This is a genomic window from Algibacter sp. (assembly GCF_049667265.1).
Taxonomy (GTDB): domain Bacteria; phylum Bacteroidota; class Bacteroidia; order Flavobacteriales; family Flavobacteriaceae; genus Algibacter_B.
Genome location: NZ_JBATHX010000397.1, coordinates 1 through 24,262 on the forward strand (window position 1 = coordinate 1; position 24,262 = coordinate 24,262).

General features: G+C 34.0%; 22 protein-coding genes and 1 riboswitch. Of the genes, 4 read left to right on the top strand and 18 right to left on the bottom strand.

Going from position 1 to position 24,262, the window contains the following annotated elements:
- Positions 1-320: hypothetical protein (locus WBN21_RS13710; RefSeq protein WP_424201207.1), on the top strand; the 320-nt coding region annotated here is incomplete at its 5' end.
- Between the two features lie 63 nt (positions 321-383).
- Here the strand turns inward: WBN21_RS13710 and WBN21_RS13715 are convergent.
- From WBN21_RS13715 to WBN21_RS13730, 4 genes are all read right to left on the bottom strand, one after another.
- Entirely contained in the window at positions 384-1,466 is a 1,083-nt protein-coding gene (locus WBN21_RS13715; protein WP_424201209.1) for a chorismate mutase, read from the bottom strand.
- Between the two features lie 250 nt (positions 1,467-1,716).
- Entirely contained in the window at positions 1,717-2,568 is an 852-nt protein-coding gene (locus tag WBN21_RS13720) for a prephenate dehydrogenase (protein ID WP_424201211.1), read from the bottom strand.
- 1 nt (position 2,569) lies between these two features.
- The gene (locus WBN21_RS13725; protein ID WP_424201213.1) at positions 2,570-3,715 is read right to left on the bottom strand and encodes a pyridoxal phosphate-dependent aminotransferase; all 1,146 of its coding nucleotides are present in this window, start codon (positions 3,713-3,715) and stop codon (positions 2,570-2,572) included.
- Positions 3,712-4,539 carry a prephenate dehydratase gene (locus WBN21_RS13730; protein ID WP_424201215.1) on the bottom strand — a complete coding sequence of 276 codons (828 nt, stop codon included), beginning with the start codon at positions 4,537-4,539 and terminating at the stop codon, positions 3,712-3,714. Before WBN21_RS13730 ends, WBN21_RS13725 begins: the two co-directional genes overlap by 4 nt.
- Positions 4,540-4,859: 320 nt before the next feature.
- On the opposite strand from WBN21_RS13730, the gene gldA reads away from it, so the two are divergent.
- The 3 genes from gldA to WBN21_RS13745 all read left to right on the top strand — a co-directional run bounded on the left by gldA (position 4,860) and on the right by WBN21_RS13745 (position 9,259).
- Complete coding sequence (gene gldA / locus WBN21_RS13735; protein WP_424201217.1) at positions 4,860-5,753, top strand: gliding motility-associated ABC transporter ATP-binding subunit GldA; 894 nt, start codon at positions 4,860-4,862, stop codon at positions 5,751-5,753.
- A gap of 224 nt (positions 5,754-5,977) precedes the next feature.
- On the top strand, positions 5,978-8,068 hold the full coding sequence (pta, locus tag WBN21_RS13740; protein ID WP_424201219.1) for a phosphate acetyltransferase: 2,091 nt from the start codon (positions 5,978-5,980) through the stop codon (positions 8,066-8,068).
- Positions 8,069-8,071: 3 nt separating this feature from the next.
- Complete coding sequence (locus WBN21_RS13745; RefSeq protein ID WP_424201221.1) at positions 8,072-9,259, top strand: acetate/propionate family kinase; 1,188 nt, start codon at positions 8,072-8,074, stop codon at positions 9,257-9,259.
- Here WBN21_RS13745 and WBN21_RS13750 read toward each other — a convergent pair.
- From WBN21_RS13750 to WBN21_RS13815, 14 genes are all read right to left on the bottom strand, one after another.
- Positions 9,245-9,964, bottom strand: coding sequence for a head GIN domain-containing protein (locus tag WBN21_RS13750; RefSeq protein WP_424201223.1), 720 nt, complete (start codon positions 9,962-9,964; stop codon positions 9,245-9,247). The genes WBN21_RS13745 and WBN21_RS13750 overlap by 15 nt on opposite strands.
- 23 nt (positions 9,965-9,987) lie before the next feature.
- The gene (locus WBN21_RS13755; protein ID WP_424201225.1) at positions 9,988-11,088 is read right to left on the bottom strand and encodes an acyloxyacyl hydrolase; all 1,101 of its coding nucleotides are present in this window, start codon (positions 11,086-11,088) and stop codon (positions 9,988-9,990) included.
- Between the two features lie 37 nt (positions 11,089-11,125).
- A complete protein-coding gene (gene metF, locus WBN21_RS13760) occupies positions 11,126-12,082 on the bottom strand; it encodes a methylenetetrahydrofolate reductase [NAD(P)H] (protein WP_424201227.1) in 957 nt (318 codons plus the stop codon).
- 181 nt (positions 12,083-12,263) lie between these two features.
- Positions 12,264-12,506, bottom strand: coding sequence for a hypothetical protein (locus WBN21_RS13765; RefSeq protein WP_424201229.1), 243 nt, complete (start codon positions 12,504-12,506; stop codon positions 12,264-12,266).
- A gap of 2 nt (positions 12,507-12,508) precedes the next feature.
- Positions 12,509-15,184 carry a methionine synthase gene (gene metH, locus WBN21_RS13770; protein WP_424201231.1) on the bottom strand — a complete coding sequence of 892 codons (2,676 nt, stop codon included), beginning with the start codon at positions 15,182-15,184 and terminating at the stop codon, positions 12,509-12,511.
- Positions 15,184-15,465, bottom strand: coding sequence for an antibiotic biosynthesis monooxygenase family protein (locus tag WBN21_RS13775; RefSeq protein ID WP_424201233.1), 282 nt, complete (start codon positions 15,463-15,465; stop codon positions 15,184-15,186). The genes metH and WBN21_RS13775 overlap by 1 nt, the downstream gene beginning before the upstream one ends.
- A gap of 9 nt (positions 15,466-15,474) precedes the next feature.
- A complete protein-coding gene (locus WBN21_RS13780) occupies positions 15,475-16,491 on the bottom strand; it encodes a homocysteine S-methyltransferase family protein (RefSeq protein ID WP_424201235.1) in 1,017 nt (338 codons plus the stop codon).
- A 49-nt stretch (positions 16,492-16,540) separates the two neighbouring features.
- Positions 16,541-16,649, bottom strand: a riboswitch (SAM riboswitch).
- Between the two features lie 44 nt (positions 16,650-16,693).
- Entirely contained in the window at positions 16,694-17,584 is an 891-nt protein-coding gene (gene cysM / locus WBN21_RS13785; RefSeq protein WP_424201237.1) for a cysteine synthase CysM, read from the bottom strand.
- A complete protein-coding gene (gene epsC, locus WBN21_RS13790) occupies positions 17,568-18,311 on the bottom strand; it encodes a serine O-acetyltransferase EpsC (RefSeq protein WP_424201239.1) in 744 nt (247 codons plus the stop codon). Before epsC ends, cysM begins: the two co-directional genes overlap by 17 nt.
- 89 nt (positions 18,312-18,400) lie before the next feature.
- Positions 18,401-19,456, bottom strand: a complete 1,056-nt coding sequence (locus WBN21_RS13795; RefSeq protein ID WP_424201241.1) for an NAD(P)/FAD-dependent oxidoreductase — start codon at positions 19,454-19,456, stop codon at positions 18,401-18,403.
- A complete protein-coding gene (locus WBN21_RS13800) occupies positions 19,449-20,042 on the bottom strand; it encodes a precorrin-2 dehydrogenase/sirohydrochlorin ferrochelatase family protein (protein ID WP_424201243.1) in 594 nt (197 codons plus the stop codon). The genes WBN21_RS13795 and WBN21_RS13800 overlap by 8 nt, the downstream gene beginning before the upstream one ends.
- 3 nt (positions 20,043-20,045) lie before the next feature.
- The gene (gene cobA, locus WBN21_RS13805) at positions 20,046-20,807 is read right to left on the bottom strand and encodes a uroporphyrinogen-III C-methyltransferase (RefSeq protein ID WP_424201245.1); all 762 of its coding nucleotides are present in this window, start codon (positions 20,805-20,807) and stop codon (positions 20,046-20,048) included.
- A gap of 9 nt (positions 20,808-20,816) precedes the next feature.
- Positions 20,817-22,919 (bottom strand): HEPN domain-containing protein, encoded by a 2,103-nt coding sequence (locus WBN21_RS13810; RefSeq protein ID WP_424201246.1) that lies wholly within the window; start codon positions 22,917-22,919, stop codon positions 20,817-20,819.
- A 51-nt stretch (positions 22,920-22,970) separates the two neighbouring features.
- Complete coding sequence (locus tag WBN21_RS13815) at positions 22,971-24,218, bottom strand: sulfate adenylyltransferase subunit 1 (protein WP_424201248.1); 1,248 nt, start codon at positions 24,216-24,218, stop codon at positions 22,971-22,973.
- Positions 24,219-24,262 lie beyond the last annotated feature (44 nt).

Below are 24,262 nucleotides of genomic sequence, written 5' to 3' on the forward strand. Positions count from 1 at the left end.
ATCTTCAAGGTGGTGATGCAGGTATTTTTAACTGGTGGTTTAGAATGGCAAGTTCGCCAAACGAATTTGTTTTGGTAAAACTAACAGTAAAAGACAGAAAGAATTTAAGAGAGGTTATTACAGGAAAAACGAGCTGGGTTTCAAGCAGTAGTGGTATAGACCCAAAATATGCACTTAATTTTTCAATTGAAGAAATTGAAGGTAACAAGTTTAAAGTAACTCCAGATCCTTTAGAACCAGGAGAATATTGCTTTATTTATCAAGGACAAGTTCCTCAAGGACGAGAAAACCAATCGGTATTTGATTTTTCAATACAATAAAACAACTTTTAAATACAAAAAAAGCCTCGCAATTGCGAGGCTTTTTTTGTGCTAATTCGAATATTATCCGTTTATAATTTTCTCTTGATGATTAATAGATTCTTGATGAACCGCTTTAAACATTCTTAAAATAAACTCTTCACTTAAACCGTGTTGCTCACCTTCAAGAACCATTTTTCCTAAAATCTCATTCCATCTTTTATTTTGCAAAACAGCTACATTTTTAGTTTTCTTAAGTGCTCCAATACCATCAGCAGCTTGCATACGCTTACCCAATAACTCTATAATTTGATTATCAACAACATCAATTTGAGCTCTTAAATTGTTTAAAGTTTTGTTATAATCCTCCTCGCTACTACCTTCTTTTCTAATTTTCAGATCTTTCATAATTTGAACTAAAGTTTCAGGGGTTACTTGTTGAGCAGCATCACTCCAAGCATTATCTGGGTCGTAATGTGTTTCAATCATTAACCCATCAAAATTTAAATCCAATGCCTCTTGCGACACTTCCATAATCATATCTCTTTTTCCTGTAATATGAGAAGGATCATTAATTAATGGAATATCTGGATATTTATTTTGAAACTCAATAGCCAATTGCCATTCTGGAGTATTACGGTATTTAGTTTTTGCATACGTTGAAAAACCTCTATGAATTGCTCCAATATTTTTTACACCAGAACTATAAATTCTTTCAATACCACCTAGCCATAAAGCTAAATCTGGGTTCACCGGGTTTTTAATTAAAACTGGCTTATCAGTACCTTTCAAAGCATCAGCAATCTCCTGCATAATAAACGGAGAAACTGTAGAACGTGCACCAATCCATAGCAAATCAATATCATGCTCTAAAGCTAATTTTACATGAGCCGCATTAGCAACCTCAGTACAAACTTTCATTCCAGTCTCAGCCTTAACCTTTTGTAACCATTTTAAACCTAACGCACCAACACCTTCAAAATTTCCTGGTCTCGTTCTTGGTTTCCAAATTCCTGCTCTAAAATAACTTACATCAGTATCTTTCAATTCATGAGCAATTCTCAATACTTGCTCCTCAGTTTCTGCGCTACACGGACCTGCAATTACTAACGGATGATTTAAATTTAAATCATCTAACCAGGTTCTCATTTTTTTTGTGTTTTCCATTTTTACTTAATATTTAGCTCCTTAAGCTATTCGTTTACAATTTATTTTTTTACTACTTAATTATCTTTTTTTGGGCGTTACCACAAGGGTCGGGCTTTACGTTGCAAGTCCTCGCACCTCCTTCGTCGGGCTGTGGGCTTTCCACTTCAATCCCTAACGCGGGTCAGTCTTCAGTCTTCAGTTCGCAGTCAAAATCTATTCAGCAAACTTTCATAATCCAACTCCTGCCAACCGTTATCGGTCATCCTTTTCAAATAATACCATTCAAAATATCCTTAATATGATTGGTGTTTTTCATCTCGTCAAAAATCGCGTCAAAGTTATCGTTTTTCATTAACTCTTTAAAATGCGTTAAATTGTTAATGTATTCCTCTAAAGTTTCCACAACATTAGCCTTATTCTGTTTAAAAATAGGCGTCCACATTTCTGGCGAACTTTTAGCCAAACGTACTGTTGATGCAAATCCACTACCAGCCATATCAAAAATATCGCGTTCATTTCGTTCTTTATCAATTACCGTTTTTCCTAACATAAACGAACTTATATGCGATAAATGCGACACATAAGCAATATGTTTATCATGGTCTTTCGGGTTCATATAACGAATCCGCATCCCAATATCTGTAAACAACTTTAACGCCTTTTCTTGCAATTTAAAAGTTGTTTTTTCAACCTCGCAAACAATATTCGTTTTCCCTATAAACAACCCTTCAATAGCTGCTGTTGGCCCAGAATGTTCTGTTCCCGCAATAGGATGCATGGCTAAAAAATTTCGTCGTTTCGGGTGGTTTTCAACAGCCTTACAAATGGCTTCTTTAGTTGAGCCTGCATCAACTACCAAACCAGTATCAGATATGTTATCTAAAATAGTTGGTAATAATTTTACCGTAGCATCCACCGGAATAGAAACTATTACTAAATCGGCATTTCCTAAATCATCTAAAGTTGCTTTCTTGTCAATTAAACCTAACTCCAAAGCCGTATTAAGGGTAGCATCTTTTCTACTAATACCATGAATAATCACATCCGGATTATTCTTTTTGATATCAATAGCAAGACTACCTCCTATTAAACCGACTCCTATGCAGTATATATTTTTCATATTATTTAACGCGTGCTATAGCTTCTTCCAAAACTTCAGTTGATGCACATAAAGAAAACCTAATATAACCTTCTCCTTGCGATCCAAAAATGGTTCCTGGTGTTATAAAAATATGGTTCTCTTTTAACACTAAATCTATAAATTCTTCAGACTTTAAATATGCTGGTAATTTTGCCCAAACAAAAAGTCCTGTTGCTTCTTTATCGTAAGTACAATTTAGCGCATCGGCCAATTGCCATACTAAATTTCTGCGTTCTCTATACACATTATTCAATGTAGCAAACCACATGTTTGAACACTTTAAAGCTTCAATAGCGCCTTTTTGTATGCCATAAAACATACCAGAATCCATATTACTTTTTACTTTCAAAATATTGTTAATATGCTCGTTAGCTCCCATAACCATACCTACGCGCCATCCTGCCATATTAAAGGTTTTGCTTAAAGAATTCAATTCTAAACACACATCTTTTGCGCCTTCAACGCTTAAAATACTTCTTGGCTCGTCGTTTAAAATGAAACTATATGGATTATCATTTACAATTAAAATATTATGACGCTTCCCAAAAGCAACTAATTCTTCAAAAACATATTTACTAGGTTTTGCTCCTGTTGGCATATTCGGGTAATTTACCCACATCAGCTTTACTTTACTTAAATCTAATTTATTTAAAGCCTTAAAATCTGGCATCCAATTATTAGCTTCATCCAATTCGTAAAGCAACCCTTTTGCGCCTACTAAATTTGTTACCGATTGGTAAGTTGGGTATCCAGGATTCGGAATTAAAACTTCATCGCCTTCATTTAAGTAAGCCATCGAAATATGCATAATGCCTTCCTTACTTCCCATTAAAGGTAAAATTTCGGTACCCGGACTTAAGTTTACAGAAAACTGATCTTTATAAAACCGCGCAATAGCCTCTCTAAGCTCAGGAAGCCCTTGATAACTCTGATATTTATGAGCAACAGGGTTCTCAAAACTTGCAGAAATAGCCGATAGCACCTTTTTTGGAGGTTGCATATCTGGGCTACCAATACCTAAATTAATAATTGGCTTCCCACTTGCTATAAGCAAATTCACTTCTCTTAATTTTTTAGAAAAGTAGTATTCCTCAACGGTTTGTAATCTATTAGCAGCCTCAATCATAACTTCGCATTTTTATATTCTCCTAATACTTTAAAAGCATCTCCCATAATATCAATAACTGATTTTGCTTTTTTAAAATCTAAATAGCTTTCAAAAGTAACATCAACAAAAAAGGCATATTTCCAAGGTGTTTCAACAATTGGTAACGATTGAATTTTTGTTAAATTCAACTTACAATCACTCATCACATTCAAAATGGTTGCTAAACTACCGCGTTTATGGTTCGCTTCAAATTTAACCGACGCTTTATTTATTTCATTTTCTGGTACTTCAGAATTGGTACGTTTTACAACTACAAAACGAGTTTCATTATGTTTTATAGTTTGTATGCTAGGTGCCAAAATATCTAATTCAAAAATTTCAGCAGCTTTTACACTAGCAATAGCGCCAATTCCTGCTAATTTTTGGGCTTGAATTCGTTGTGCAACTTCGGCCGTATCTTTATCTTCAACTAATTTAATATGCGGATGCAATTTGAAAAACTCCTTACATTGCAATAAAGCCATTGGATGCGAATACACTTCCTTAATCTCTTCTATTTTCTGATTTGGCAATGCCATTAAATTATGCTGAATATCCAAATAATGTTCACCTACAATATGTAAATTATACTTATCAATTAATGCATAATTTGGAATTATAGAACCCGCAATAGAATTCTCTAAAGCCATTATAGCAGCATCGCATTCTTCAGTTATTAAAGAATCTACAACTCTATCAAAGGTCATGCACTCAATAACACCCACAGGTTTATTAAAAAATTCCTGTGATACTATATGGTGAAAAGACCCAATTACTCCTTGTATGGCTACTGTTTTTATCAAAATTTAATCTTTAATTCAAAAATGTTAATGGTTAAACAAAAAAAAGTCTCGATTTTCATCGAGACTCATATTTTAATTTATTTATATAAATTATACATACAACGCCTCGTTCTTTTTGCTAAAAAAGAAATAAAACCAGTTGCTAAAATATGTATAACCTGTTGTCATTGTCATAATTGAGTGGCTAAAGTAATTATTATTTTAAGAAATCAAAATACAATAAAACCTTTTTTTTATTTTTCTGAAAAGTTTTAAAGATTTTATAGTAAAACTACCTTTACATTAGTTAATAATTTATTTTTGAACAAATTATTTTAATTATGTCTATTGAAGTTGAAGTGGTATCAAAAATTTACGGCAACCAAATGGCCTTAAATAAGGTGTCTTTTAAAATTGATAAACCTGAAATTGTTGGTTTTTTAGGGCCAAATGGTGCCGGAAAATCAACTATGATGAAAATTTTAACCACTTACATACATGCAAATGAAGGGCAAATTAAAGTAAATGGCTTTGACGTAACTGATAATACTAAAGACGTTCAGAAAAGTGTTGGTTATCTTCCTGAACATAATCCACTTTATTTAGATCAGTATATAAAAGAATATTTAGCATTCAATGCCAGTATTTATGGTGTTAGCAAACAACGTATTAATGAGGTTATTGAACTTACTGGACTGACGCCTGAATCCCATAAAAAAATTGGACAACTCTCAAAAGGATACCGACAGCGTGTGGGTTTAGCAAATGCCTTATTGCATGACCCAGAAGTCTTAATTTTAGATGAACCTACAACAGGATTGGATCCGAATCAATTAGTCGATATTAGAAATCTTATAAAATCTATAGGAAAAACTAAAACGGTATTTCTATCAACTCATATTATGCAAGAGGTTGAAGCTATGTGCGACCGTGTCATCATTATAAATAAAGGAGAAATTGTTGCTGATAAAAAACTTAAAGATCTTAGAAACGAGAAAGAACAAATTGTTATTGTAGAGTTTGATTATCGCGTTGAGGATGCTTTTTTATTAAAACTTCCAAAAGTCGAAAAAGTAGTCAACACGTATGATTTTGTTTATGAAATCAAATTTAAAACATCGGAAGACATGCGTTCTTATGTATTTGATTTTGCTCATGATAATCAATTAAAAATACTTCAGCTTAATCAAAAGAACACAAGTTTAGAAGGTCTTTTTAGAGAATTAACTACTTAATTGGTTTATTAAGGAAAATATTTCTTCTTCGTAATTTAACAAATTCAACAAAAAACATTTATTTTTACCAAAATTGGTTAACCAATTTTGTGTTTATGACAAAAATCATCTTTACTTAATAAATCATAAGGTAATTTTGTCTCCAAACAAATAGTAATCTAAACGTGCTAAATACTCATATTCACTATTGATTTTTAAAGTATTTTCACTAATAAACAGATATAATGAGCAAAGGAATTTATGTTGCAACTATTGAACCAAATAGCGGCAAATCTGTAGTAGTACTTGGTTTAATGCGTATGCTATTAGGTAAAACAGCTAAAGTAGGTTATTTTAGACCTATAATTGAAGACACCAAAGGAGGAGAAATGGATAATCACATTAATACCGTGATTTCTTATTTTGAAATAGATATCAATTATAAAAAAACCTTCGCTTTCACCAGAAGTCAGGTTCTAGATTTATACAACAAAGGAAAGTCTGGCCATGTAATTGACGAAATAATAAAAAGGTATAAATATCTTGAAGAGCGGTTCGATTTTGTTTTAGTAGAAGGTACCGATTTTTCGCATGAAAATTCAAGTTTAGAATTAGACATCAACCTTCTTATTTCCAAAAATTTAGGAATTCCGGCTATTATCGTTTCTCAAGGTGATGGAAAATCAATGGCTGAAATAGTAGATAATGTTCAGTTAGCACATGATACTTTTAAGGAAGAAGTGGATGTGCTTTCTATAATGACAAACAAAATAAACCCGGGTGATGTTGCCAACTTAAAATCTCTTTTAAAAGAACGCATAAATAGTGGCACAGATATTTCAGTAATTCCTAAAATTAAAAGTTTAGCAAGCCCAACTATTAAAGAAATCACAAAGTATCTTGACGGCGCTATTCTTGTTGGCGAAGATATGATTAACAATCAATCTGAAAACTTTAGTGTTGGCGCCATGCAATTACGTAACTACCTAACCCACTTAAAGGAAAATGCTTTAGTGATTACTCCTGGCGACAGGGCGGATATCATTTTAGGAGCGCTTCAAGCAAATATTTCAAAAAATTATCCAAAAATTTCTGGTATTATTTTAACGGGAGGTTTAATTCCTGAAGAACCTATTTTAAAATTAATAGAAGGACTTTCAAGCGTTGTACCAATAATTAGTGTTAAGGAAGGTACTTATCACGTAACTAATAGCATCGGAAAAATAAAATCAAAAATCTATGCTGAAAACACCGAAAAAATTGAAACTTCAATAGCAACATTCGAAAAACATGTGGCTACCAAAAAACTATCTGAAGATTTAGTAACTTTTAAATCTGATATTTTTACCCCAAGAATGTTTCAATATAATTTGCTGCAACGTGCTTTAAAAGACAAAAAACATATTGTGCTTCCAGAAGGCTACGATGAACGTGTTTTACGTGCTGCTGCAAGATTAATTGATGCTCGTGTTGTTGATTTAACCTTGATTGGTGAAGAAGATAAAATACAAGAAATTTTAACGAAAAATGACATTCCTTTAAATATTGAAGATGTAAATATTGTTTCACCACAAAAATCACCTCACTTTAAAGATTATGTAAATACGTTTTATGAACTAAGAAAACATAAAAATGTAAATTTAGATATGGCTCGCGATGCCATGTCTGATGTGTCATATTTTGCGACCATGATGATTTACAAAGGGCATGCTGATGGGATGGTTTCCGGCGCGGTTCACACAACAGCACACACGTTACGTCCAGCATTGCAATTTATAAAAACAAAACCTGGTGTTAATATTGTATCTTCTGTATTCTTTATGTGTTTAGAAGATCGTGTTTCCATTTTTGGTGATTGTGCCATTAACCCAAACCCTAATGCAGAACAATTGGCTGAAATCGCTATCTCTTCTGCAAAAACTGCGAGAGATTTTGGTGTAGAACCTAAAGTAGCTATGTTATCTTACTCTTCTGGTGCATCTGGTAAAGGTGAAGAAGTAGATAAAGTTAGAAAAGCAACCGAAATTGCAAAAGCATTGGATCCAAATTTAAAAATTGAAGGCCCTATTCAATACGATGCTGCTGTTGATATGCGAATCGGAAAAAGTAAATTGCCAGATTCTGAAGTTGCTGGACAAGCAAGTGTTTTAATTTTCCCTGATTTAAACACAGGAAACAACACCTATAAAGCTGTGCAAAGAGAAACTGGAGCCTTAGCCATTGGCCCAATGTTACAAGGGTTAAACAAACCTGTTAACGATTTAAGTAGAGGCTGTACTGCCGACGATATTTATAGTACCGTAATTATAACCGCCATTCAAGCTCAAGACCTTTAATATATGCAAGTATTAGTTTTAAATTCAGGAAGTTCTTCATTAAAATTTCAATTGTTTTCAATGCCAAAAAAAACCATCTTATGTTCTGGTTTAATTGAGCGGATTGGATTAGAGGACGCCATTTTCAAATTCAAAACCGATAAAGACAGTATTGAAGTTGTTCAACCCATCCCAAACCATAAAGTTGGATTAGAGTTACTATCTAAACAGTTGTTAAATAAGGAAACTGGCATTATCAAATCTACTAATGCTATTCATATCGTGGGACATCGTGTGGTTCATGGAGGTCAACATTTCACAGCAACTACAGAAATTACTCCTGCTGTAAAAAACAAAATTAGAGAACTTTCAAGTTTAGCTCCGCTTCATAACCCAGCAAATTTGGAAGGGATTGAGGTTGCCGAAGCTATATTTCCAAAGGCCAAACAAGTTGCTGTTTTTGATACAGCATTTCATCAATCAATTCCAGAATATGCTTATAAATATGCCATCCCGAATGAATATTTAGATAAACACTATATTCGGTTGTATGGTTTTCATGGTACAAGTCATAAATTCGTTTCGGAAAAAGCCATTGAGTTTTTAGAAAAAAAACATTCAAACATTATTACCATTCACCTAGGAAATGGCTGCAGTATGACGGCCGTTAAAGACGGAAAAAGTATAGACCATTCGCTTGGTTTTTCACCTATAAACGGACTTATAATGGGAACGCGTTCTGGCGATATTGACCAGTCTATAATATTTTATTTAGCCGATAAATTTGATTATTCACTTGAAAAAATAAATACGCTTCTACAGAAGAAAAGCGGTATGTTAGGTTTAACAGGTTATAGTGATTTACGAGATATCCAATCTGAAGCTGAAAAAGGAAATAAAAACTGTCAGTTAGCATTACAAATGAATGCCTACCGAATTAAGAAATATATTGGAAGTTATGCTGCCGTTTTAAATGGTTTAGATGCTATAGTTTTTACCGCTGGAATAGGTGAAAACTCTCCTGAAATGAGACGACGTGTTTGTGAAGACATGGACTTTTTAGGAATAACATTGGACGCTGAAAAAAATCAAGTAAGACCAGATAAATTAACGGTAATAAGTACAGATGCATCAAAAGTAAAAGTGCTTGTTATCCCAACTAATGAAGAGTTAGAAATAGCCAAACAGTCGGTAGGTTTATTCAAAAATTAATCGCCCTCTGTAAACTTCTTCAACATTAACAATTGGAGGTGTGTTTACTGAAATCACATCTCCAATTCCTGATATTTTGCCTTTAATTTCTTGTTGGGGGTTTACAATCATATCATTTGATCCTCTATTTGAAACAGTAACTATTTGAGCTATTAAATCTCGGCCTTCAAACCGCGAAGTTCCTGATGCAAATGTTACATTCAAATTATTTGTTTCTCCTGAAACGTAACAAACTGATAGATTATTAAATACGGCTATAAAGTTATCGTTATCAATTTGCAACCTAAAATCGCCAATATTAAAAGTATCAGGAGCACCAAAATCTTCAGACAATACAGTTAAAGTAGGATAGTTTAAAACACCATCCGAACTAACAGAATATTGCGTAGAACTTCTTATTTCAGTAATATTTGGCGAGATTATATACACTTTTGTAACACCGTAATCTCTAACATAATTACATGTGTTATTGTCAGTTAGGGTTAATCTTCCATCTACAACTTCGGCTATAACATCATTCATTAAATTTTGTCCTGTTTCAATAATCAGACTTTGGGTCGCACCTTCTTTAATAATCAACTCAATGTCACGATTCACCAATATTTTGTCAAAACTGGCAACCGTAACTTCCTTTTCTATAATGTTTCCTGTTTTTTGAAAACAATCACCAGCATCTTCCTTATCGCAAGCGATAATTAAACTCAAAATTAATATGTAAAACAACTTTTTCATAATCGCACGCCTAATCCAAATTCAACACCTTCAGCTTTTGCACCATGAGATTTAAGTGATAAAGTACCAAACCATTTTTTACCAAAGTAACGTTTCAAACCAAGCCTTGTATATATTCTTCCTTCAAAATCAAAAGGATAATACACGTAGTAACCCAATTGGGTGATTAAGGATGTTTTGTTTATAAACAATTCATGACCCGCAAAAACACCAACCCGTTTATGGTCTTCATTTCCTGTAAGCCCATCTTCAGGAAATGCAACACTTCTATAATAAATAAATTCTTTTAAAAAATTAGAAAAAAATACATCGGTACCTATTTGCAACGCACTCGATTTATTAATCCGTTTATCAGCATAGGCAGAAACAACATACATAGCAAATTGCCCGCTTCCAAAAATATCACTTTCGTTAATACCCGATCTAAAGGCTAAATTATATTTTATTGGTTCAGAAAAAGCTTGGTCTTCCTTTTTATTTATAGTCTGTTGATATTCTAAATCTTGATTATCTAAACTGTAAGTTAAACCTACATTAAAGGTTATAGAATTTGTTCCATTGTTAGGCGATTTCACATTCGCATTTGAATAATGAATCAATGAAAATCCACTCTGCAAACCAAACCTATCAAAAATACGCTCCTTTTTATAGTTTAGCATCACATAAGTACTGCTCCCAAATTTAGAACCGAACGCCACGTTTTTAAAATTAGTTTCTCTATGGTATGGGTTCGTATTATGCGACATGCCTTGTCCAATTCGGAACATTACATTCCTATTAAAAAAGTAAAAGTTATAATGTGCATAAAGCGAATAATTATTCCCTAAAACAGGATTCTTCATATCTTGAAACACAAAAGACGCGCCAAAATCTGGATAATTAAAACGCTGCTCCCATTCTTGAAAACCGTATGTTTTTTTATTCCAACTTAAAATAACACCATCTGGATGCCCTGTAATTAAATGAAGAATTTCGTTGTTATGAAGCGCAATGTTACCTCGAAAATAATTCACATCAAAATATGATGTATGCGTCTTATCTTGAGCAAAGGTAATTGCACAGACAAAGCATAACACATAAGTGTAAAAAAGTTTCATGTAGTGATTTCTCAGTTAGTCAAACACACTAGATTATTTAAAATAACGCCTCGGCAATAGCCTTTACGTTATCACTTTTACCCATAGAATAGTAATGCAACACGGGCACACCGGCAGCTCTCAATTCTTTAGATTGCTGAATTGCAAACTCCACACCTACTTGTCTTACATCTTTATTATCCTTACAACCTTCAACCGCATCAATTAAATCCTGTGGCAAATCAATCTTAAACACTTGTGGCAATAATTGTAAATGACGCTTTACAGCAATTGGCTTAATTCCAGGAATTATTGGCACATCAATACCCATAGCTCTTGCATGTTTTACAAACTCGAAATACTTATTATTATCAAAAAACATCTGGGTTACCACATAATCCGCACCAGCATCAACTTTTTCTTTAAGACGTTTCAAATCGGTTTTTAAAGATGGAGCTTCCATGTGTTTTTCAGGATACCCAGCTACGCCAATACAGAAATCAGAGTTACTTTCAACAACCACATCATCATGCAAATATTTACCTCTATTCAAAGTTGCTATTTGGGCTACCAATTCACTCGCATAAGCATGTCCGCCCTCACAAGGAGTAAAATACGATTCCTCCTTCATCGAGTCACCACGTAACGCCATCACATTATCCAATCCTAAATAATGACAATCCACCAACACGTATTCTGTCTCTTCTTTTGTAAAACCACCACACAACAAATGCGGAATAGCATCCACTTTATATTTATGCATTATAGAAGCACAAATCCCAACAGTTCCTGGGCGCATGCGCGTCATTCGTTTATCCAAAAGCCCATTCCCTTTATCAATATACACATACTCCTCGCGCGAAGTTGTTACATCAATAAACGGCGGTTTAAACTCCATTAACGGGTCTATATTATTGTATAAATCTTGAATATTTTTTCCCTTTTTAGGTGGTATAACCTCAAACGAAAACAAAGTTTTTCCGTTAGCGTTTTTTATATGGTCTGTTACTTTCATTCCCCTAAATCCCCAAAGGGGACGATTTATTAGTTAATATATTAATTTTCATAGCCATGAATACACGAATAATTTCTTTTAGCTATTTTTCATTTTTTTGGGCGTTACCACAAGGGTCGGGCTTTACGTTACAAGTCCTCGCACCTCCTATCGTCGGGCTGTGGGCTTTCCTCTTCAATCCCTAACGCGGGCTTTCCAAAGTGCTTTTCACATCTTCAAAATCCTCTTCATACTCCCAATATATCCATCTTCCATCAACATAGTCCGTTAAAATATACTTTTCACTAACCGATTTAATTCTAGAAATAGCCACCAATTTCTTCGAAAACATATCTGAATGCACATGTTGTAAAACTTCAACATTTTTTTTATCATATCCGTGCGATATCATATAACTCCCTAATGTTAATTCTATAAATTTCATAGTTATTCTTCCGCTAATGTTGGGTGTAACCACTTTCTGGCTTTCTCTTTTGTTATACCTTTTCTGGTTGCATAATCTGCAACTTGGTCGTCTGTAATTTTACCCAAACCAAAATATTTAGCCTCAGGGTTTCCAAAATAATAACCAGATACTGCAGCTGCTGGCCACATGGCTAAACTTTCGGTTAATTTTACTCCTATTAGTTTTTCTACCTCTAACAATTCCCAAATGGTTTCCTTTTCTAAATGATCTGGACATGCAGGGTACCCTGGCGCTGGACGAATTCCTTTGTAACTTTCTTTTATTAAATCGTCGTTAGATAGAACTTCATTGGCAGCATAACCCCAATGTTTTGTTCTAACTTGTTTATGTAAATATTCTGCGAAAGCCTCTGCGAATCGATCGGCAATGGCTTGAACCATTATAGCATTATAATCATCTTCCTTGGCTCTATAACTTTCTGCCAATTCTTGTGCTCCAAAAATACCTACACAAAAAGCGCCCATATAATCTGTTTTACTAGATTCTTTTGGTGCAACAAAATCTGCTAACGCATGATTAGGAATCCCTTCTCTTTTACTTAATTGCTGACGCAACGTTCTAAAAACCGCAATTTCCTTTCCTTTTTTTTGAACAGATATATCATCATCATTTATAGCGTTTGCTTCAAACAATCCGAAAACCGCTTTAGGTTTTAAGAGTTGTTTTGCAATAATCTCTTGAATCAATTCCTGCGCTTCTTCATACATTGTTGTGGCTTGTTCACCGACAACTTTATCAGTTAAAATATCAGGGAATTTACCATGTAAATCCCAACTTCTAAAAAACGGACTCCAATCTATAAATGGCACTAATTCTTTTAAACTCAATTGTTTTAAAATCTGAATACCTAATTCTTTAGGTTTTACTATTTCAGAAGTTTCCCAATCAATTTTATATTTTCTATTTCTAGCTTCTTCAATCGAAATATATGATTTCTCTTTGCCACGTTTTAAAAACTTAGTTCGAAATTCATCATAATCAGCCTTTAAATTAGAAACATATTGATGCGATGATTTCTTATTCAATAAATCACCAACAACAGTTACTGCTCTTGATGCATCATTCACATGAACTACCGCATTTTTATACTGCGTATCAATCTTAACTGCCGTATGCGCTTTTGATGTTGTTGCACCACCAATTAACAAAGGCAATTCAAAATTCTGACGTTGCATTTCTTTTGCTAAATACACCATTTCATCAAGCGATGGTGTAATTAATCCAGACAATCCAATGGCATCAACACGTTCTCTAATAGCGGTTTCAATAATTTTTTCAGGTGGTACCATAACCCCTAAATCAATTATTTCATAATTATTACAAGCCAAAACAACACTTACAATATTTTTACCAATATCGTGAACATCACCTTTTACGGTTGCCATTAATATTTTGCCAACAGGTTCTTGTTTATCGCCTTTTTCAGCTTCAATAAATGGGTTTAAATAACCAACAGCCTTTTTCATTACACGAGCAGATTTCACTACTTGCGGTAAAAACATTTTTCCAGCACCAAACAAATCGCCAACTACATTCATTCCAATCATTAAATGACCTTCAATAACTTCAATAGGCTTATCAGCTTCTTGTCTTGCCTGTTCAATATCTTCAAGAATAAAGGCATCAATACCTTTTACTAAAGCGTGTGTAATTCTATCTTGTAACGGATTTTCTCGCCAAGATAAATCTAACCCCTTTTCAACTTTCGAGCCTTTTACAGTTTCAGCAAAATCTAGTAAACGCTCGGTGGCATCTTCTCTTCTGTCGAGAATAACATCTTCAACATGCTCTAATAAATCTTTCGGAATATCATCATATATTTCTAAAAGTGCAGGATTTACAATACCCATGTTCATTCCAGCCTGTATGGCATGATATAAAAACACAGAATGCATCGCCTCACGAACACCATCGTTCCCTCTAAAAGAAAACGACACGTTACTAACGCCTCCACTTACAGAAACATTTTCTAAATTTTTACGAACCCAGCGCGTAGCTTCAATAAAATCGATGGCATTTTTGCGGTGCTCATCCATTCCTGTCGCTACAGGAAATATATTTAAATCAAAAATAATATCTTCAGACGGAAAACCAACTTTGTTAACCAAAACGTCATACGAACGTTTCGCTATTTCAATACGTCTTTCGTAATTATCGGCTTGACCAACTTCATCAAAAGCCATAACAATTACTGCAGCTCCGTAGCGTTTTATTTGCTTGGCTTCCCAAATAAATTTCTCTTCACCTTCTTTAAGCGAAATAGAATTTACCACACATTTTCCTTGTACCACTTTTAATCCAGCCTCAATGATTTCCCATTTCGAGCTATCAATCATAATGGGCACGCGACAAATATCTGGTTCGGCAGCTATTAAGTTTAAAAAACGAATCATCGACTCTTTACCATCAATCAATCCGTCATCAAAGTTAATATCGATAATTTGCGCTCCACCATCTACTTGATGACGTGCTATATCTAAAGCTTCATCAAATTTTTCCTCTTTAATTAATCGAAGAAATTTTCGAGAACCCGCAACATTAGTACGTTCTCCAACATTTATAAAATTGCTGTTTTCGTTCAAAACCAAAGGTTCTAAACCAGACAATTTCATGTATTTACTTTGTTTTATTTTCATTATTTATAATGCTCAACTGTTGGAAATGGTTCGTAATAATGATGTAATAATCCTTTCCATTCTTGGTATTCTTCTGACTTACGAAATCCAATTTCATGATCTTCAATCGTTTCCCAATTCACTAATAATATATATTTATCGTCTTGCTCGATACACTTTTTTAATTGATGCGATATATAGCCATTCATTGATGAAATGATACGTTCTGCTTTTTTGAAACTAACTTCAAATTCTGCTGAAAGTCCTTTGTTAATGTTTAATGTGGCAACTTCTAAAATCATACCTCCATATTATGAGATTCCTGCCTCCGCAGGAATAACAAATTCTCTTGGTTTATACTTTGCGGCAATATTTGCAATCACCTTAATATGCTCTGGTGATGTTCCACAACAGCCACCAATAATATTTATCAAATTCTTCTTTAAATATTCTTCAATTTGCTCACCCATTTCCTCTGGGGTTTCATCATATTCTCCAAAAGCATTTGGTAATCCTGCATTTGGATGCGCCGAAACTGCAAAATCCGTTTTACTTGCAATAGCTTCTAAATGTGGCTGCAATAAATTGGCGCCTAAAGCACAATTAAAACCAACCGATAATAACGGAATATGCGAAACAGAAATTAAAAAAGCTTCAGCCGTTTGACCGGACAGCGTTCTTCCAGATGCATCTGTAATAGTTCCACTTAACATCGTTGGGATTTCTATTCCTCTTTCGTCTTTTACTTCTTCAATAGCAAATAATGCAGCTTTTGCATTTAGTGTATCAAAAACGGTTTCGACTAATAATAAATCTACACCGCCATCAACTAAAGCTTCAACTTGTTGTTTGTAGGCAATTCGTAATTCATCAAAAGTAACTGCTCTGTATCCTGGGTCATTTACGTCGGGCGACATACTTGCCGTTCTGTTTGTTGGCCCAATGGAACCTGCTACAAAACGCGGTTTATGTGGCTCTTTCGCTGTAAATTCATCAGCAACTTCCTTAGCTATTTTAGCAGACTGAAAATTTAACTCATACACCAAATCTTCCATTTGGTAATCAGCCATGGCAATTGTAGTCCCTGAAAACGTATTAGTTTCAACAATATCTGCTCCTGCTTCAAAATATTTTCCGTGAATAGTTTTGATCGCTTCTGGCTGGGTAATAGATAACAAGTCGTTATTACCCTGCAAAGGCGTTGGGTAATCTTTAAAGCGTTCGCCTCTGAAATCTTCTTCCGTGAATTTATATGCCTGTAGCATGGTGCCCATGGCGCCATCTAAAACTAAAATTCGTTTTTTTAATGCTTGTTGTATACTTGACATTTGATATTTTTTATCTGCATGTCATCAAGAAAAGTTAAAGACTCACTTTTCGTTATCTTTCTAATACTTAATATTAGTAGAATTTAGCACCTTCTTTAAAAGCTAAAGGGTTGCCAAGGCTTCAACAGGTCTAATCCCTCTACCTTTCTTGATAACATTAATACGTAAATGAACTCGGGCAAAAATAGTAACTATATTCTTGTTATTCAAACAAAGTAGAGGATAAATACCTATCGCCTCTATCACAAATAATCGCCACAATAATACCTTCTGATATTTGTTCTGCAATTGTTAATGCACAAAACACAGAACCACCACTACTCATGCCTGCAAAAACACCTTCTTCTTTAGCTAAATTAATAGTTGTTATTTTGGCATCTTCTTCTGTAACATCAACAACAATATCAACTTTTTTAGGGTCGAAAAACTTAGGCACGTAATCTGGCGACCATTTTCTAATTCCTGGAATTCTTGCTCCATCAGCAGGTTGTGCTCCTACAATTGTAATGTTTTTATTCTTTTCTTTAAGATAGGTTGAAACCCCTGTAATAGTCCCTGTTGTTCCCATAGCGGAAACAAAATGCGTTATTTCACCTTTGGTTGCTTCCCAAATTTCAGGGCCAGTTGTTTTATAATGAGCTTTCCAGTTATCTGGATTTTCAAACTGATTTAATAAAGTATAACCTTTTTCATCTCTCAATTTAAAAGCTAAATCTCGTGAACCTTCAATCCCAACATCCGCAGGCGTTAAAATCACCTCAGCGCCATAAGCACGCATGGTTTTAACACGTTCTTCGGTAGAGTTTTCAGGCATAATTAGCACCATTTTTAACCCCAAAAGCTTCGAAATAAATGCTAAAGCAATCCCTGTATTTCCGCTAGTTGCTTCCACCAAGGTGCTGCCTTTTTTAATGTCGCCTCGTTTTAAAGCCTCATTAATCATGTTAAAAGCTGGCCTGTCTTTGACACTTCCTCCTGGGTTGTTTCCTTCCAACTTTAAAAACAATCGCACGCCCTTTTTTGAAATAAGATGTGTTGCTTCAACTAAAGGCGTATTGCCTATTTGACCAATTATACTATTCTTGAATTCCATTTTTTCTAGGTCTGATTTTTATTTCCGTTTGATAAGTAACTAATGAATTTTCAGGAACTGATTGTGTAATCCAAACATTCGCTCCAATAACGCTATTTGAACCAATAACAATATCTCCTCCTAAAATAGTAGCATTAGCATATATACAAACATTATCTTCAATTGTAGGGTGTCTTTTTGTAGAAGCTAAACTTTTGGATACTGAAATACCTCCTAATGTTACCCCTTGATAAATCTTAACGTTTTTACCAATAATGGACGTTTCACCAATTACAATTCCCGTTCCATGGTCGATGTAAAACGACTCACCAATAGTTGCTCCAGGATGAATATCAACTCCAGTAATACCGTGAATATACTCGCTCATCATACGTGGTAAAATATAAACACCTAGTTTATAAAGCGCATGACTTAATCTGTAAATTGAAATGGCATAAAACCCCGGATAAGCCAAATAAATTTCAGCTAAACTATGCGATGCTGGGTCATTACTTTCAAAAGCAATAGCGTCTAAATCTAGTTTTTTTCTAATTTCAGGAAGCTGGGTTTTAAAAGTTTCCCAAATTTCTTTTCCATTTTCTATTTCTAATTTAGAAACAATTTCAATAAATGTGGTTTCTAAATAATCCCCATGTTCCTCTTCTTGGACACAATCAAACAAGGAGTAAAACAACCTTTTAGTAAATGTTTTTGCGGTGTCTTTAAGGCAAACGTTATAACTTTTCATATTTTAAATATAGAATCCTGCAAGGTATTAAAAACCATGCAGGATTGTAAATTATATATTTATTTGTGACCTAAAAATGGTCAATTATATTAATTAATAGCTTGAACTACAGCTTTAGGAGCTTCTTTTCGACTTCCATCAAAACCATCAATACCACTAACTGTTGTGTATTTTAATACTAATCTTTTTCCTGGGTTAATAATTCTATAGGCGGCTTGAACCATTAGTGTTGCCTCATGGAAACCACATAAAATTAATTTCAATTTCTCTGGATAGGTATTAACATCTCCAATAGCAAAAATTCCCGGAATGTTTGTTTGATAATTTAGCGAATTATCAACTTTAATAGCGTTTTTTTCGATCTCTAATCCCCAGTTTCCTATCGGGCCTAATTTTGGTGACAAACCAAATAATGGAATAAAGTGATCGGTTTCTAAAAGTGTTTCTTCTCCTTCTTTCGATGTTATTGTAACAGCTTCAATTTTACCTTCACCATGTAGTCCAGTAACTTCGGCAGGTGTAATTAAATTGATTTTACCAAGATTTGTTAATTCTCCAACTTTTTCAACCGAATCTAAAGCGCCTCTGAATTCATTTCTTCTATGAATCAACGTGACTTCTGAAGCTACATCAGCTAAAAAGATACTCCAATCTAAAGCAGAATCTCCCCCTCCAGAAATCACAACTTTCTTGTTTCTGTAAAATTCTGGGTCTTTAATTATATACTCGACTCCGTTATCTTCATAATCTGTAATGCCATCAATACCCGGTTTCCTAGGTTCAAACGATCCTAAACCACCAGCAATTGCTACTATTGGTGCATGGTGTTTCGTTCCTTTATTGGTTGTTACAATAAACGAACCATCATCTTGCTTCTCAATAGTTTCAGCACGTTCACCGAGTGTAAATCCTGGTTCAAACTGCTTCCCTTGTTCTAATAAATTTCTAGTTAAATCTCCAGCTAAAATTTCTGGAAAACCAGGAATATCATAAATAGGTTTCTTTGGATAAATCTCTGAACATTGTCCGCCTGGTTGTGGCAATGCATCGATTAAATGGCATTTAAGTTTTAATAAACCTGCTTCAAATACCGTGAATAATCCAGTTGGCCCCGCGCCTATGATAAGTATATCTGTTTTAATCATTACTATGACTCTTTTTTTCAATTAATCCTTTTGTGAATTCGTTTAGTGTTTCCACCTTTTCTTCGAAATCACCTTTTATTGTTTTTCTATATTCGTTTAAATTCTTCACCAAATCGTCTACATTTTCTGGAATGACATCCTCAAAAAACTGACGTAAACGTTTAGCTGTTGTTGGCGATTTTCCATTTGTACTTATCGCTACTTTTACATTTCCTTTTGTTACGATGCCTCCCATATAAAAATCGCAATATGGCGGATTATCAGCAACATTTACTAAAATGCTTCTTTTTCTGCAATGTTTATGAACTTTGATATTCACTTTAGGAACATCGGTCGTTGCAACTACTATATGCTTTCCTTTTAAATACTTTTTTTTGTATTTATTTTCAATTAATGTCACATTGCCTTTCTTAGCCAAAGATACAGTACCTTCTCGAAACATTGGCGAAACCATTGTTACACAAGCATCTGGACTAGATTTTAACAAGAATGTTAATTTCTCTTCAGCTACATTTCCGCCACCAACAATCAAAATTTTGAGACTTTTGGCTTTTAAAAAAATAGGATATAAATTATTTCTTTCCATAATTTATTCCTTTTCAACTTCTTGCTTTATCGAATCTAAAATGGCACGATGCTTTACAACTTCACCAATGACAATAATTGCTGGTGATGCTAGTTCTTTTTCCTTTACAACTTGCTGAATGTTTCTAATGGTTCCTATACCTACATTTTCGTTATTGCGCGTTCCATTTTGAATAATAGCTACTGGAACATTTCTTTTGTTTTCAGCATAAAATACTTTAACAATATCAGCTAGTTTATGCATACCCATTAAAATGACAATAGTTGCTGTGGATTTTGCTGCTAGTTCCACATCTGCTGATAAGGCATGGTCTTTAGTGGTTGCCGTAACTACCCAAAAGCTTTCCGATATGCCGCGTTTTGTCAAAGGTATTCCTTGATACGCAGGAACCGCCAATGCTGACGAAATCCCTGGTACAACATAGGTTTCCAAACCAAAACCTCTAACATAATCAATCTCCTCAGCACCGCGTCCAAAAACAAATGGATCGCCTCCTTTTAATCTCACTACATGCCCTTTTTCTTTGGCTTTAGTTACAATAAGTTCGTTGATTTGTTCTTGCTGAAATGCATAACACCCTTTTCGTTTCCCCACAAAAATAAGCTCCGCATCTTCGGAAGCATATTTAAGTAGCGACTCGTTAATAAGTGCATCATACAGTATCACGTCTGCAGATTCAATAGCTTTAATCGCTTTTAATGTGATTAGCTCTTCATCGCCAGGACCTCCGCCTACAACGGTTAATTTTGGGGTTTTTAAACTCATTTTTATGTTTTAAACCGCTTTCTTTTTTAGTTGCGTTTGCCCTTCTCTATAAGTTCTAACTTTACCTAAAAATTGATTTGCATTCTCAATATATTTTGACGCAAAATCTGCAGTTGGTGCAAATTTATTAATTTGATATATCAATTCAGAGAAAGAAGTCCCTAAATCTATAATTCCACTTTCAACAAATAATGTATCAAACGAACTTATAATTCCTGCATGGGTATTTGTTTTCTGGTTTTCAGCTAATAATAACGCTTTCGCGGAATTAACTAAAGATTGGTAAGCATAATAAATAGCACTAGAATACACTTTGTTTTCAAATGATTCTTTAGCATTATCAATTTTCTCTTCACTTTCTAAAAACAACGTAGCAATCAAATCGATTACAACACCTGCACATTCGCCAATACCTATTTCTTTTACATATTTTTCTTCTTCTCCCCAATCAATAAAATCTTCTTGAGTTAAATTTGTAACGTCTTGTAAATCGTTTAATAAGTCATAAAAATAACGATCCCCAGTTACTTTATAATAATCTACAAACGGTTTTCCATTAGCATTTGCTTCAAAATCGTTTAAAATTCGGCGTAATGCTTCTGGCCCTCTTTTACTTGGCACTTTTACTACTTTATCAGCAAAAAGGGCATTTCCATCACCTAAATTTCCACCACCTAATAATACTTGTAACGCTGGAGCAACTAATTTTTCTGGAGTACGAACGGTCATCCCTTGGAAACCAATATTTGCCATATTGTGTTGTCCGCAAGCATTCATACAACCACTAATTTTAATAACAAGATCTTGGTTTTTTAAATACTGCGGATATTCTGCTTTAAGCATACGCTCCAATTCCACAGAAATCCCTGTACTACTTGCTATACCTAAGTTACAAGTATCTGTACCTGGACATGCTGTAATATCAACGGCTTTATTATAACCAGCTTCAACAAATCCTAATTTCTCTAATTCTTGATAGAAAAACGGCACTAAATCTTCCTTAACAAAAGGTATAACGATGTTTTGACGTAATGTTAAACGCACTTCGCCAGCACCATATTTATCAACTAAATCTGCTAATAATCGTGCTTTATCAGTATAAAAATCACCAAGTAAAACTTTAATTCCGATAGCTACATAACCTTCCTGTTTTTGAGGAATAATGTTGGTAGACTTCCATAAATTGAAAGCTTCTTGGTCTTTAATTTCTACTTTTGGTTTTTCAACCGAAACTGGTTTTGAAGCCACATAAGCATTGGCATCAATAGCTACAGTTTTAAACTCAATCGCTTTTTGTTCTTCAGCTATTAATTCTTTAAAAGCATCCAACTCTATATCTTTTAATAAAAATTTCATTCTTGCTTTAGCTCTGCTTTTACGCTCACCAAAACGATCAAAAACTCTTAAAACTCCTTCCATAATTGGAATAATCTTATCGGTTTCGATAAAATCATATAACACATCTGCATGACGAGGTTGCGAACCTAATCCACCTCCAACTAAGACTTTAAAACCGCGAACCCCATTTTTTATTTTTGCAATGTATCCTATATCGTGTAAATATGATAATCCGGTATCTTCATCTGTAGACGAGAACGATACTTTGAATTTACGACCCATTTCTTGACAAATTGGATTACGTAAAAAGAATTTATACAACGCGTCTGCATAAGGCGACACATCAAAAGGTTCGTTTACATCGATTCCTGCTGTTTCAGAAGCCGTAACATTTCTAACAACGTTACCACAAGCTTCACGAACTGTAACCTCATCTTTTTCCAATTCAGCCCAAAGCTCTGGAGTTCTATCTAAATCCACATAGTGAATTTGAATATCTTGACGGGTAGTAATGTGTAATCGCCCGCGAGAATACTCATCGGAAACCGCAGCAATTCTGCGTAATTGATTACTTTTTAACTTTCCGTAAGGCACCTTAATACGAATCATTTGAACGCCTTCTTGACGCTGACCATAAACACCACGTGCTAAACGCAGACTTCTAAATTTTTCTTCGTCAATTTTACCATTATGAAAAAGCTCAATTTTATTGGCTAATTCTATAATGTCTTTCTGGACTATCGGATTTTCTATTTCTGTTTCAAAACTTTGCATGCTATACCTGACTTTTTCTTAATTAAGAAAAGAATTTTTTAAATTATACTATTACTGAATAAAACCAGCACCAACCGTGTTATTTGATTGTAGATCAATTATAATGAAAGACCCATTGGTTCTATGATTTTTAAACTGATCGAAAAAAATTGGTTTGTTTAATTTGAATGTTACTGAAGCTATATCATTGATATTTAAACCTGTTACATTCTTTTCAAAGCCAGAGTAATCTGGATTGATTTTATGATTGATTCTATCAACCTTAGCCAATACTTTATTAATACCATGCTGCACAATATACTTTCCACCTGGTGTTAATTGATCTGAATCCATCCAACATACATTGGCTGTAAATTGTTTATCGATAGTTGGTAAATCGTTTTCCTTAACAATCATATCACCACGACTTACATTAATATCGTTTTCTAAAGTGATGGTAACTGATGAACGTCTTGAAGCCGTTTCATACTTTTCATCATAGAAATAAATATCCTTAATCTTAGATCTTGTTTTTGATGGTAACACAATAATATCGTCACCAACACTTAAATCGCCACCATATACTTTTCCTGCATATCCTCTATAATCATGAAAATCTTCAGTTTTTGGACGAATTACATATTGGACTGGGAAACGTGGGGTCCCAACATTATAAATATCCGCTTTATCTAATTGCTCTAAATGCTCCAATAAAGCCTCACCTTTGTACCAAGGCATTTCGTTAGATTTATTTACAACATTATCACCTTTTAAAGCACTTACTGGAATGAAAGTGATTTTTTGATCTTGATAATCTCTTTTGCTCATCAATTCAGAAAAATCAGCTTTGATTTTATTATATATTTCCTCAGAATAGTCAACTAAATCCATTTTATTAATGGCTACTACAACATCTTTAATTCTCAATAAATTATTGATAAAGAAATGACGATTAGTTTGCTCAATCACACCTTTTCTAGCATCAATTAAAATGATAGAAGCCTGTGATGTTGAAGCTCCTGTAACCATGTTACGGGTATATTCAATGTGACCAGGAGTATCTGCGATGATGTAACTTTTCTTTTTAGTTGAAAAATAAATATGTGCTACATCAATGGTGATTCCTTGTTCTCTTTCAGCCATTAAACCATCTGTGGCTAATGAAAAATCTAAATAATCATATCCAAGTTGTTCGCTTTTATCTTCAATCGCTTTTAACTTATCTGTAGTTAAAGATTTAGTATCGTAAAGAATACGTCCTATTAACGTACTTTTTCCATCATCTACACTTCCTGCTGTTGCTATTTTTAATACTTCCATTCTTTTTATGCTGTTGGCTTAAAGCCTAAATTTGTATTCGTTTT